11 protein-coding genes are annotated in these 13,243 nt (G+C 54.0%); all 11 read right to left on the bottom strand.

Annotated features, from left to right (window positions below; translation table 11 throughout):
• Positions 1 to 668: 668 nt before the first annotated feature.
• On the bottom strand, positions 669 to 2,093 hold the full coding sequence (gene glnA, locus ACE6ED_RS21630; RefSeq protein WP_410829495.1) for a type I glutamate--ammonia ligase: 1,425 nt from the start codon (positions 2,091 to 2,093) through the stop codon (positions 669 to 671).
• Between the two features lie 279 nt (positions 2,094 to 2,372).
• On the bottom strand, positions 2,373 to 3,416 hold the full coding sequence (aroF, locus tag ACE6ED_RS21625) for a 3-deoxy-7-phosphoheptulonate synthase (RefSeq protein WP_410829494.1): 1,044 nt from the start codon (positions 3,414 to 3,416) through the stop codon (positions 2,373 to 2,375).
• A gap of 269 nt (positions 3,417 to 3,685) precedes the next feature.
• Positions 3,686 to 4,642 (bottom strand): 4-hydroxy-3-methylbut-2-enyl diphosphate reductase, encoded by a 957-nt coding sequence (locus ACE6ED_RS21620; RefSeq protein WP_410829493.1) that lies wholly within the window; start codon positions 4,640 to 4,642, stop codon positions 3,686 to 3,688.
• A 59-nt stretch (positions 4,643 to 4,701) separates the two neighbouring features.
• Complete coding sequence (locus tag ACE6ED_RS21615; RefSeq protein ID WP_410829492.1) at positions 4,702 to 6,156, bottom strand: sensor histidine kinase; 1,455 nt, start codon at positions 6,154 to 6,156, stop codon at positions 4,702 to 4,704.
• Between the two features lies 1 nt (position 6,157).
• Positions 6,158 to 6,847, bottom strand: coding sequence for a response regulator transcription factor (locus ACE6ED_RS21610; protein WP_410829491.1), 690 nt, complete (start codon positions 6,845 to 6,847; stop codon positions 6,158 to 6,160).
• Between the two features lie 124 nt (positions 6,848 to 6,971).
• The gene (locus tag ACE6ED_RS21605) at positions 6,972 to 8,585 is read right to left on the bottom strand and encodes a S1C family serine protease (protein ID WP_410829490.1); all 1,614 of its coding nucleotides are present in this window, start codon (positions 8,583 to 8,585) and stop codon (positions 6,972 to 6,974) included.
• 426 nt (positions 8,586 to 9,011) lie between these two features.
• Positions 9,012 to 9,632 (bottom strand): LuxR C-terminal-related transcriptional regulator, encoded by a 621-nt coding sequence (locus ACE6ED_RS21600; protein ID WP_410829497.1) that lies wholly within the window; start codon positions 9,630 to 9,632, stop codon positions 9,012 to 9,014.
• 41 nt (positions 9,633 to 9,673) lie between these two features.
• The gene (locus ACE6ED_RS21595) at positions 9,674 to 10,744 is read right to left on the bottom strand and encodes a sensor histidine kinase (protein ID WP_410829489.1); all 1,071 of its coding nucleotides are present in this window, start codon (positions 10,742 to 10,744) and stop codon (positions 9,674 to 9,676) included.
• A gap of 5 nt (positions 10,745 to 10,749) precedes the next feature.
• Entirely contained in the window at positions 10,750 to 11,856 is a 1,107-nt protein-coding gene (liaF, locus tag ACE6ED_RS21590; protein WP_410829488.1) for a cell wall-active antibiotics response protein LiaF, read from the bottom strand.
• A gap of 220 nt (positions 11,857 to 12,076) precedes the next feature.
• Complete coding sequence (locus ACE6ED_RS21585; protein WP_410829487.1) at positions 12,077 to 12,226, bottom strand: hypothetical protein; 150 nt, start codon at positions 12,224 to 12,226, stop codon at positions 12,077 to 12,079.
• Positions 12,227 to 12,344: 118 nt separating this feature from the next.
• Entirely contained in the window at positions 12,345 to 13,148 is an 804-nt protein-coding gene (locus ACE6ED_RS21580; RefSeq protein WP_410829486.1) for a 3D domain-containing protein, read from the bottom strand.
• Between the last annotated feature and the right edge of the window lie 95 nt (positions 13,149 to 13,243).

Raw genomic sequence — 13,243 nt, 5'->3', positions numbered from 1 at the left:
TGAATTTTCCTCGTAAATAAGGGAATCTGAGTCCGTCTCTTTGCCAAAACACGGAAAAATCAGCAGATAAGGTCCTCTGAGTCCGGCAGGAAAGTCACAGGGGAGGTCAATGTTGAGCTGCCTCAAAAGGCCCCTAAAGTTTGGAAAATCGAGACTGTGTTCAGATAGGGAATGTTGTTATAACGTAGAGTTACGCACCTTTCTTGTTGGCATGGTTGGTCGCACTACCATGCTACCACACAAGCAAGATGTTTTTTGTCAATACGAGTAAAGTTACTGAATTCTCCTTACGCGCTCAAGGGTTTAAGCCATTTTTCTAGCTGCGAAAGTTGAGTTATAACATAAAAATTCCCGTTCTATTTCCCAGTGTATGTTAGTCCATAACAAAACTAATATGATACACAACAAAACCTCATTCAGACAAGATGAAAAACAAATATATACTGATCTATCAAAAATGATCAGTTATTCTAAAAACAGCTTGGATATGATGCTATTAAGGAGGTCACAATAATATCCAGCTCTCGTAAAACAATGACCTGCTTCTATTCTTGTTTTCCCTTATCGCAAATAGACCTGATCGCCAATGCTAAGGCATAACCGCGCTTGGCTGTGAACACAGCAAAAACCGGCCAAGGATCTCCTTGGCCGGTTGCCGAAACGTAAGCTTATACGCTGAAGTACAGCGAGTATTCATGCGGATGAACGCGGATGGCTACATCCTTGGCTTCCGCACGCTTCAAAGCGATGAAGTTCTCAATGAAGTCTTTGGTGAACACGCCGCCTTCTGTCAGGAACTCATGGTTCGCTTCCAAGGCATCCAGCGCTTCGTCCAGGCTTCCCGGAACGCTGCGGATTTTGCTCTTGTCGTCATCGGACAGCTCGTAGATGTTTTTGTCGAGCGGGCCGTAGCCGAGTTCGATCGGGTTGATCTTCTTCTTGATGCCGTCCAGACCGGCCATCAGCATCGCGGAGAAGGCCAGGTACGGGTTAGCGGTGGAGTCCGGCGTACGGAACTCGATCCGGCAGCCTTTTGGCGTTACAGCTGCCACTGGAATCCGGATAGCCGCGGAACGGTTGCCTTTGGAGAAGACCAGGTTAACCGGTGCTTCATAGCCCGGTACCAGGCGTTTGAACGAGTTGGTGCTTGGGTTCGTCAACGCGATCAGCGCCGGAGCGTGGTACAGAATGCCGCCGATGTAATGCAGCGCCATTTCGCTCAGGTTGGCGTATGCGCCTTTTTCATAGAACAGCGGGGTATCGCCGTTAAAAATTGATTGGTGAACGTGCATGCCGCTTCCGTTATCGCCGAACAGCGGTTTTGGCATGAAGGTTGCCACTTTGCCGTATTGGCGTGCAGTGTTGTGCACGATGTATTTGTAAGTCAGCAGGTTGTCGGCCGTTTTCTTCAGCGTGTCGAACCGGAAGTTGATTTCCGCTTGACCGGCTGTCGCCACTTCGTGGTGATGACGTTCCACGCTCAGTCCGGCTTCCTCAAGGAGACGGCACATTTCGCTGCGGATGTCCTGCTGCGTATCAACCGGAGCAACTGGCACATAACCGCCCTTAATACCTACTTTGAAGCCCAGGTTGCCGCCTTCTTCCTTGCGGTTGGTATTCCAAGCCGCTTCTTCGGAATCAACGGTGAACGAAGAGGTGTTCATTCCACTCTCATAACGGACATCGTCAAAAATGAAAAATTCGGATTCCGGTGCAAAAAATGCAGCTGTACCTACACCACATTGCTGCAGATACTCTTCCGCTTTTACAGCGATGCCGCGAGGGTCGCGCTCATAACGTTCGCCATCCGGAGTAAAAATGTCGCACATCACATTAAGCGTCGGATGCGCCGTAAACGGATCAATGTATGTTGCGTTTGGATCCGGCATCATAACCATGTCGGATTCTTCGATACCGCGGAAACCGGGAATGGAAGAACCGTCAAAAGCTACGCCGTTCACAAACGTTTCTTCTTCTACCGCGCTTGCTGGAAGCGAGATGTGGTGGGCACGTCCCGCCAAATCCACAAACCGGAAATCTACCCACTCGATATTGTTATCCTTAATCGCCTGCAACACTTTTTCAACCGACATGAATCGTTCCTCCCCAAATTCCGAACATTAAGCCGTTCCCCGCCTGCAAATGTTCTCGTAATTTTTTTTCTGTCGTCATTATAAATCTCATACCTGACATCGTCAATGCTTATGTCAGGTATTTTTTATGGCAATGTTAGATATTCTGACGCTTTAATGAATTTCGTTATTTTTTCGTTCATCTAACACTTTCCGTGCGCAGAAATACCAAGAAGCCGCACCCTATCCCTCATAAAAGCGGAAGTTTGCGGCTGAAAAGGCAAGGCAATCATGTCAGTCTTAAAGCGCAATCGCCTCAAGCGGAGCCGACAGCTTGCGTCCGACCAGCGGAGCGATCTGCTCCAGATCTTTTACCAGCTTGTCGAATTGTTCGGGGAACAGCGATTGCACGCCGTCGCCCGTCATGGAATTGTCCGGGTCTGTATGCATTTCGATAATCAGTCCGTTGGCGCCGGCTGCCACCGAGGCTTTGGCCATCGGCTCTACCAGCTCGCGGCGGCCCGTTCCATGGCTCGGGTCGGAGATGACCGGCAGATGGCTGAGCTGCTGCAGCACCGGGATGGCTGCAAGATCGAGCGTGTTGCGGGTGTACGTCTCGAACGTACGGATGCCGCGTTCGCAGAGCATGACGTCACGGTTGCCGCCGGCCAGGATGTATTCGGCGGCGTTAAGCAGCTCGTCGTAGGTAGCGCTGAAGCCGCGCTTCAGCAGTACGGGACGGCCGCAGGTACCCAGCTTGCGCAGCAGGTCAAAATTCTGCATGTTGCGTGTGCCCACCTGCAGAATATCCGCGTGCTCGGCGCAAATATCCACGTACTCCGGCGTCATAACCTCCGTAATGGTCAGCAGGCCGTGGCGTTTGCCCGCTTCCGCCATCATCGTCAGTCCTTCCACACCGATACCCTGGAAGCTGTAAGGACCTGTACGAGGCTTAAACGCCCCTCCGCGCAGCACCTGCGCTCCGGAAGCTTTCACCAGACGTGCGATCTCGTCGATCTGCTCTGGCGACTCTACGGCACAAGGTCCGCCCATAATGACCAGATTTTCTCCGCCAATCTTCACGCCGCGGATATCGATCACCGTATCTTCCGGATGGAAATCCCGGCTGGCAAGCTTGTAGGATTTGGAGATTTTCACAACGTTCTCTACACCTTTCATCTGCCGCAAATGTTCGGCCAGCTTCGGGTTGACACTGCCCACCAGTCCGATGACGGTGCGGTCAGAGCCGCGGGACAGATGAACCTGCAGTCCCTCTTTTTCAATTACTTTAATAATATCCTGCACCTGCTCTTCAGGGGTCAGGTTGGATGTAATAACGATCATGTCCGTTCTTCCTCTCTATGCTTAATCATGCACGGCAGCGGTTTTCGCTTTCGCGCTTTTATGCTTTTGGGCTTTTATGCTTTTATTCGTTAAAGTAATTCTAGCTGATTTCCCCTGCTTCGTCAACCTTTTTCTTTTTCATGGAAAAAAGCAGCTGCTAAGCCGCCCACCGAGCCCCGGTCCAACCTTGTCCATGCACAAAAAAGCCGCCTGCAATTCGGTTCTAACCGAAACGGACGGCTTCTGATCTTTTATGTTCAAATAGTAGTTCAGGAAGGGCTTGCGGTCTTGCTCTTAACGGGCGGCAGCAGTTTAGCCATGTTGACGGTCCGTTTAATCTCCCACGTCTCGGGATTGGATGCATCGTATTGCTCAAGGTAGGTGATGACTTCTTTGGTAATCGGCGTTGGTGTTGAAGCACCGGAAGTTACGGCCACCTTCGTGATGCCCTGCAGCCATTCCGTCTTCAGCTCCGTAATGTCGGCAATCCGGTGGGCGGGTACGCCCGCAATTTCTTCCGACACCTGCGCCAGCCGGTTCGAGTTGTTGCTTCTCGGATCGCCTACAACGATCACAAGTTCGGCCTGGCCCGCCTGTTCCGCAACGGCTTCCTGCCGGACCTGCGTAGCCATGCAGATTTCATTATGAACTTCAGCGCCAGGGTAACGCTCAAGCAGCTTCTTCATAATATGCTTGATGTCCCACTGGCTCATGGTTGTCTGGTTCGTAATAACAATCCGGGAAGACTGAACCGACAGGGAGTCGATTTCCTCTTCCCGTTCAATCAGATGCACATGCTCCGGCGCGATGCCTACGGCGCCTTCGGGTTCGGGATGTCCCTTCTTCCCGATATAAATAACTTCGTAGCCGTCCGCCACCTTCTCCTTGATCAGAACATGCGTCTTTGTGACATCGGGACAAGTTGCGTCAACAGTGGTCAGCCCTTTATCCCGGGCCAGCTTGCGCACCTCCGGCGAAACGCCGTGGGCCGTAAAAATCACGGTCCCCTTGTCCACCTTCTCCAGAATCTCCATGCGGTTTGGACCGTCCAGCGTAATGATGCCGTCTTCGCTGAAGGAATTGGTTACATGACTGTTGTGCACAATCATGCCAAGTATATAAATCGGCCGGGGAAGATCGAGATTGGCTGCGGCCTGACGCGCCATTACCATGGCGTCAACCACGCCGTAACAATATCCCCGGGGTGAAATTTTAATCACTTCCATGCGCTTGCACCTGCTTTCAGAGGTCTCGGTTAAACGAGTGAAGACCCGTCTATTATACCCTATTCCAAAGGCGGAGCAAAGAGGATGGGCAGCCAGATCACAAACGTGGTGCCTTCTCCCTGCCGGGTAATAACCTCTACCGAACCTCCATGCTCATCGATGATCCACTTCGCAATCGACAGGCCCAGCCCGATCCCTTCGGTAACGCCGCGCGATTTGTCGGCCCGGTAGAACCGGTCGAAGATATAAGGGACCTCCTCCTTGCTCATGCCAATCCCGGTATCTGAGATGCGGATGCCCACCTGGTCGCGGTACAGCACCGTATCCAGATGTACCTCTCCTTCCGGGGTGTATTTGAAGGCATTATCGATGAAAATAAACAGCATCTGCTGCAAATAATCTTTGTTGCCAACAACATATTTCCCGTTCAGGCGCGACGTGTCGCCGACAATCCATTCGGCGGTGTGCGGCAGGAACGCCGCACGGCGGGCCACCTCATTGACAAGCGGCTCCAGTCCGACCGGTTCCTTCTCGAACGTCCGGCCGGTATCGGCCCGGGCCAGCGCCAGCATGTCGGCCACAAGCCGGCTCATCCGTTTGGCTTCATCCGAAATATCCTTCACCGACTCCAGCGACATCTGGCGGATCTCCTCTTCGGGTATGGCCCCCGCTCCCGCCTCCGCCTGTCCATACTTCTCCCATACCTTCTCCAGCAGGTCGATGTTGCCCCGAATCGTCGTCAGCGGCGTTCGCAGCTCATGCGACGCGTCGGAGACGAACCGGCGCTGGGCGGCGTAAGCGTCCTCAAGCTCTTTATAAAAACCTTCCATCCGGCCAAGCATGCTGTTAACCGTCTCGATCAGCTGCCCGATCTCATCCTGCGGACCGTCGTATTCGATCCGTACGCTGAGATCGTTCCCCGTCTGGATGCCGTTGGCCGCCTGAATCACGTTGCCGATTGGACTCATCGCCTTTCGGGCAAGGAACAGGCCGATGGTAAAGGCGGCGAACAACGTCATCATCGAACCAAGCGTCAAAATCGTTCTCAGCCGGCCCAGCAGCGCCTCTTGATCGCCCGTATAAGCCGCGATTTGCAGCACGGCGACCCCATATTCAGGATTGGTAAACGTCACTGCTTTTTGATAAATCAAAAACGGATTGCCCCGGTAAGTGGCCCAGACGAATCCCTGCTTTTTGGGCAGGCTTTCCTTGGCGGGAACCTCGAATTCCAGCTGGTTGTATTTCATGTTGTTGTTCAGCACCATATGATCCAAATCATAAATATACAGCTGCGCAAACAGATTCTGTGTGCGGACACCAAGCTGCATATCCAATGTGCCGTCCAGATTAAGCGAAGGCGTCACTTCAATTTCATTGGACTGCTCCCGGAGCCGGTCCTTCAGATCCCCATACGTGTTGTAGTAATAAAAACCGTAAATTGCGGCTGACAAGGCCAGCAGCATGACGGCCAAAATCCCAGAATACCAAGCGGTCAGCCGCAATTTGATCGACATGTCAATTGTCACCTCTTAAAATGTAACCGGCGCCCCGGATCGTCTGTATGATGCGTTTGCCTCCATGTTCCTCCGTCTTCTGGCGCAGCATGGCGATGTACACTTCAAGCACATTGGATTCGCCGCTGTAGTCATATCCCCAAATTTTGTCCATAATCAAATCCCGGGACAACACCCGCTTCGGATTCTGCATGAACAGATGTAAGAGTTCAAACTCTTTGGCGGTAAGCTCCAGCCGCTTGCCGCCCCGGGTCACTTCGCGGGAGTCCACGTCGAGCACGATATCCTCGAACGTCACCGCCTGCTCTCCCGATCCGCTTTGCTCGCTTTTGCGCCGGAGCAGCGCCCGCACGCGGGCAAGCAGCTCCTCCAGCGCAAACGGCTTGACGAGGTAGTCGTCCGCGCCGATGTCGAGTCCCTTGACCCGGTGCTCCACTTCGTCTTTTGCGGTCAGCATCAGCACCGGAACCTGGCTGCCCCCTTCTCTCAGCCGGCGGCATACTTCAAACCCGTCAACCTGGGGCATCATCACATCCAGGATCACCAAATCCGGATCTCCGCTTATAACGGCGCGCAGGCCGTCGGCGCCATTAGACGCCGTCTTGACATCATAGCCTTCAAACGCGAGACCCCGGCGCAGCATCGAAATAATTTTTTCATCGTCGTCCACAATCAATATGTTCGGTCTCATGCGGCTTCCCCTTATCGTTTCTTTTTCTTATATTGTATCAGCCGGGCCGGTCTACTGCACGTATCGCCATGGCAGCAAAAACGGAAGGGGAATTCCCCTTCCGCCGTCTGCTGGTTTCAACCGGTTATTGCTGCTGCGTTTCTCCTGTATCGAACTTGTTCCGGTCCCCGATCGTAACCGGCAGGTCCAGCTTTTTACCGTCACGCACAACATTAAGCGTAACTTTGTCGCCGACTTTCAGCGTCTGGATATATTCGATCAGCTCGGTATTCGTCGCATATTTCTTGCCGTTCACTCCCGTGATGATATCATAAGGGCGCAGATCCGCCACATAAGCCGGCGATTTAAATACGACCTCCGCAACAACGGAACCTTCCTTGATATCCGTACCCATCTGCTGGGCGACTTCATCGGTAATCGTCATCAGCTTTGCGCCGATGTACGGTACCGGATCTTTTGGAATTTCCTGATTCGCTTCCAGCTTGTCGACAACTTCCTTAATCTTATTCACCGGGATCGCAAAGCCGATGCCCTGCGACTGCGTGCTCACCGCTACGTTCATCCCGATGACCTGGCCATTCATGTTCAGAAGCGGGCCGCCCGAGTTGCCGGGGTTAATCGAAGCGTCGGTCTGAAGAAGATTTTTATACTCGCGCGTTCCGCTGCCGTCTTCTTCGGCAATATCAATGCTGCGGTCTTTCGCGCTCAGTACACCGGCCGTTACGGTATGGTCAAAGCCCTGCGGGTTGCCGATTGCTACAACTTCGGAACCCACCTTGATCGAATCGGAATCACCGAGCGGCACGGTCGGGAGATCCCCGCCTTCAATCTTCAGCACCGCAAGGTCAAGATCCTTGCTGCTGCCGAGCAGCTTGGCTTCAAACGTCTTGCTGTTTCCGTCAACCGTCACTTGAATAACGTCGGCCCCTTCCACCACATGTTCGTTGGTCAAAATATAGCCTGCCGCGTCATAAATGAACCCGGTTCCGATGCCGTAAGGCACCAGCTGCGGCTTTGAGTTGGAGTTGGAATCGTTCTGCGAACCGGAAGAACCGCGTCCGCCAAACGAATCCCCGAAGAAGTACTGATAAAACGGGTCGTTTGAATACGGGCTGGACTGGCTGCCGCGCGAACTGGAATTGACCAGCGTTTCGATCTTCACAACCGCGGGTCCCGCTTGATCCACTACGGAGGAGACATCGTTTGTGCCGGAGAACAAAGCGGCCGGCGCCGCATTCGGCGTGCTGCCATTCTCCTTCGGAGCCGTTCCCGACGCCGAAGTGCTGGCCGTCATCGGCTGCGCATCCGGCGTAAACCAGTTGCCCCGGTCCGCCGCAAACATCGATCCCGATAGCACGATCATTCCTGCGAGAAAGGAGAGCAGCACCGATTTTACCGAGCTCTTGGGCTTACGGCTGTACTGCCAGTTGTTCGACCCGTCCGGCCCGCCGGCGTTCCGTCCGTTTCCGCCTTCTCCCGTTGTCCGGACTCCCGTGCTGTAAGGCAGCGGCTTCACCGGCTGGGGCGGGGTCACTTCTACCCGTTCCGGCTCCATCCGGCTGTAGTGTTCCACTGAGCCGTTGTTTGCGTCTTTGTCCAGCGATTTAAAGGGTCCGTACGAATAATAATATGAAGATCCAGATTCCGGTGCCTGTGTCTCGCGCGTTTCCTGATCCGGCGTTGTTTCCCGTTCACGGTCGAATCCGTTGCCGAATCCGTTTCTGTTGTTGTTCTCCATCTTGCCTTACCTCCTGTATCCTGTCCCGCCGAGCGACTAGGATATTTAATTGATGTTTGATTTCTTGTCTTTATTTTGTACTTTAAACCTTAAGTACACCTTAAAAACAATTTAAACCGAGATAAAACCTTGCGGCTCCGGCAACAATTTGCTTTTTTCAGTTTTCTGGAGACAGCCTGCCGTCAGCCGCTTGCAGTCGTCACCCCCATCGCTCCCCGTATACACAAAAAAAGAACGCCCGGCAGCAAAGCCAGCGTTCTCCCGTTATGTAACTCTGAGATTGGACAAGGGGCGGCAGGCCCCCCATCTTTCGACTTGCTCAGGGGCTGGCTCGTCAGGAATCCCCCCCCTCCGGGTCCCAGCACACAGCCGCAGGCAAAACGCAGCCGTGCCCGCGCAGACTGCAGCTCCTTCTGGCAAGACAGACTACTGCGCCTGCGCAGCCCAGCCTTTGCGGTGAGCGTAGATCGCCAGCTGCGTACGGTCGTCCAGCTCGCATTTCATCAGTAGATTACTGACATGCGTCTTGACCGTCTTGATGCTGATATGGAGTTCTTCTCCAATTTCCTTGTTTGTCTTGCCTTCGGCGATGAGCAGCAGCACTTCTTTTTCCCGCTCGGTCAGCCCCGACGAATCGCCCTGAACCGTCCGCTGGCGGATGCCGCGCGTCAGCGCCTGGGAGACGTCGCCGGTCATCACCGGCATGCCGCGGTAAGCTCCCTGCAGCGCATAAATCAGTTCTTCGGCCGACACGGTCTTCAGCACGTAACTCACCGCTCCGGCTTCTATGGCGTCAACCACAAGATCATCCTCCAGGAAGCTCGTCAGAATGACGATCTTTAGCCCCGGGAACTCGGACAGCACGGCGCGCGTCGTTTCGGCTCCGTTCATCACCGGCATCATCAAATCCATCAGGACCAGATCGGGCAGCCCGTCCGTGCCCCAGCTTCTAAGCTGCTCCAGGGCATCCTTCCCGTTGGCCGCCTCGCCGATCACTTCAAAGCTTGGCTCCAGCATCAAGTAAGTTTTGAGCCCCATCCGCACCATGTCATGATCGTCTACCAGCAGTATTTTAATCCGATTCACTGTTATGCCTCCTCCGCCTTGTCATGCTCAGGATCACCGCTTGTATCCTGCGGAATCTCCTGAATAAATTTAGGAATATGTACGCGGATTGTCGTGCCCGCACCTTTGCGGCTGATGATTTCGACCTGGCCGCCCAGCTTCTCGGCCCGTTCACGCATGGTTGTCAGTCCGTAGGAGCCCTGCTTGCGCTGAAGCAGTTCAAACCCCTGCCCGTCATCGCTGATGCTCAATGCCACCTGTCTTGGCGTCTCGCGGAGCGACAAGCTGACCAGACAAGCGCCCGCATGCTTGACGATATTCGCCATCGCCTCCTGAATAATCAAAAAAAGCTGATGCTCGATCGCCTGCGACAGCTCTCCCTGCAGCTCCAGTTCCTTCATTCCCTTCAGCCCGTTTTGGCGGCAGTAATCCGGGAACCACTTTTCGAGGGCTTCAGACAAACTCCGGCCTTCCAGCTCCACCGGACGAAGCTGGGCAATCAGCGCGCGCATCTGTTTCTGGGCCATCTGGGACATGCTGATCAGCTGGTCCATCACCACTTTGCCCTGCTCTGGATTTACCTCCAGCACTTTCGGCAGGGATGACGCCGACATGTGAATGGCGAACAGCTGCTGGCTGACAGTATCATGCAGATCCCGCGCCATACGCCGCCGTTCTTCAAGCACCGCACTTTCGGCCGCTTTTTCTTTCTCCACGACTTCCTGCTCGCCCAGCCGTTGCAGCAGCTTATGCTTGTTCTCTACGGCATCCATCATTGTATTGAACTCGTAGTAGACCCGGGCAAACATCTGATCTTCGCATTCCGGCATCCGCACGGAAAGATTGCCTTTGGCTACCTTCAGCATGTTCAAATCCAGCAGGTCGATCGGCCGCTGGATCCGTTGTCCGGCCATGTAGCCGACGATAATGGTAAACAGGACGAGAACAAGGCATAAATACAGCCACATGTTACCGTCCACCACATCGATATAGCCCAAGGAGCTGCCGGCATACATCAGCCCGGCAGCTACCCCGCCGCTGAGCAAAAAGTAGAACAGCAGCACCCATTTCGTATTTTTCATTACACTTTTCATAATCCTTAGCCTACCGTCTTCACTTTGATGTCCCCGATAAAGGAGCTGACATTGATTCTAATCCGCTTATTGGCTTCCTTATAATAAGGGGTTCTCATCTTCACATTGCTCATGAACCCGCTGCGGCTTTCGTTCAGCACGGCCATGTCGCCGATAAAGGAGCTGCCGTTTACGGAAATCCCCAGGTCCATATCATCCGGCACATAAACCTTGATATCCCCGATAAAAGCCGACAAGTTGATTTTGGTCTCACCATAAGGGATTTGCGCGTTGGTTAAGTCCAGCACGGTGTCGCCAATGAATTGGGATACGTTTGTATGCTTAAGCTGAAAATATTCCTGTCCCATGTGGATATCGCCGATAAACGCGGATTTGTTGGTCGAATCCTTTGTGTTGCAGCCGCCATGATGCGCATCGTCGTACTCGTGTTCCCAGTTCTCCCATCCCCGGCGGGCTCTGCGTTCGGCCCGGTGGCGGCGTTTGTGTTCGTGACGCCCGTCGCGGCCGTATTCCGCTTCTCTGCCGAAGCTGTCCCCAGGCTCGTCTTTGTGCAGATAACGCTCCCAGTCGGTCCGTCCGCCGTGCTGCGGCCGTTCTTCCTCAAACGAAGCCTGTCCGCCAGCGGCTTTGCCGAACTTGCGCTCGAACTGTTCGTCCAGCGATGATTCAAGCGGCTTCGGCGGTTCCGCATCCAGCGGTCTGCCTGTCCCGTAGTACTCGGGCGGCGCAGGCGGGGCCGGAGGAGTAAGCGGACGGGGCGGTTCAGGCCGGCGCGGACGGAAAATGACGTACAACCCGCCTAGTATCAGCATCCCCGGCACAAACAGCTTAATAAATCCGGCGGCCGAGATGTCGATCACATCGAAGTTCCGTCCAAGGAAAAACAATCCGAGTCCTAAGAAAATAGTGCCGCCAATGAAAGACGGGCTCTCTTTGGGATGATCCGGGATAAACTGCCGGATGCCGATCAGGATAAGTATCATTGGCCACAGCGACGAGATGAGCGATCTAATGCTGAAATCGAGGTATCCCAGCTGCCTTAGCAAAAACAGTCCGCCGAGACCGATGAGAATCAGACCGCCGAATATCTGGTTGGTTAATCGTCTGTTCATGTTCATGTCTCCCTTTATCCTTATTGTAACATGGTCTTTCCCGCTTGTGACTTCAGTTTACAAGATTAGGGGAAAGACCGACAGCGGCGGGAGGTGGAAATACGGCTCGGTCCCGAGACCGAGGTATCTGGGTTTTTTATCCATAAAAAAGCGCCCCGCGTTAGAGCGGAGCGCCTTGCCGGGTTCACCCGGTTTGTTTCCTGTGATTGCGTGAATGCAGTTATTGCTGTGTTTTTTGGACCGGTTTTGCAGTGCCGCCTGTTCCCGGTTGGGAAGCTGCGGACGGACCGTTCTCAACAGCGAACTCAGCGTTGTACTTTTCGTTCGGCGTTTGATAGTTCTCTTGAACTTTTTGTTTTTGTTTGCCCATTGAAATTCACCTCCCTGTATTGGCGGGTAAGCATTGCTGCTGTCCCCAGTCCGTATTATGGGATGAGTGGACCTCAATTATGCATGGGCGCAGAGCTGCCAAAAAGCGACAACACAAATCAGATCATTTCTTCCAGCAGCGACTGCGGCACGGATTTATAAGTTTGGATTGCCTGGCCCAGCGTCTTCAGCATATGTTCAGTGCATTTACCTTCTCCGCGTTTGATAATGTGAACATCCACCGTTTTTTTGCCCCATTCCCGGTACACTTGTTTGGTGGTTGCAAAATACAGGTCGATCTTCCGGCCTTTGATCGCCGATCCGGTATCAGCCACAATGCCGTATCCATAACCCGGAATATAAAGGATGCTGCCGAGAGGCAGTACCTTCGGGTCGGCGGCGATTGTCGATACGGCGTTTTTGTCCCGGCGCACCTTTACACCGGAATACGTAATGCCGTATTCGGGATGGCCCGGCGACTTCCCCGTCGATTCAACGCCCGCGGTATATCCGGTGGCCGTCACTTTTAGCGTGCGGATAATTTGCTCCGGCGCCGGCGCGGCGACAGGCAGCGACGTCCCCGGCTTGGCCGGTGTCCGGACGTTCCGGCCGGCTTGGCCGTGGGCCGTGTTGCCGTTTGCGGCTGCATGCCCCGGCGGCTGATTCGCCGTCGTCATTGCCGGCCAGCCGCTTGTGCTCTGCATGGCCAATACGGCGAGGCTGCGGCTGAAATCGGCGGCCGTCAAAGCGGCCACCTGCTGGATCGCAGCGGCGGAAAAACCGGCCGGCTGCCTCCAGCCCTCCAGGCCGAGCTGTCGGTATCCGGCTTGACCGGCCTCCGCACTAGGCGCGGCAGCTGTAAGCATAAAAACAATCGTAATGATCATGCATCCTAATTTTTGCCAAGTTCCCATTTTATTCATTGGATAAACCTCCCCCTTACTAGCGAAGGTTCTCCCGATTATTTATGTTTTATACATGGGACTAGGCAAATTTCAGGCACTACCGCCGCATTAGG

Source organism: Paenibacillus nanchangensis (assembly GCF_046543445.1).
Lineage (GTDB): Bacteria > Bacillota > Bacilli > Paenibacillales > Paenibacillaceae > Paenibacillus_AQ > Paenibacillus_AQ nanchangensis.
This window is presented reverse-complemented; position numbering and strand designations above follow the sequence as displayed.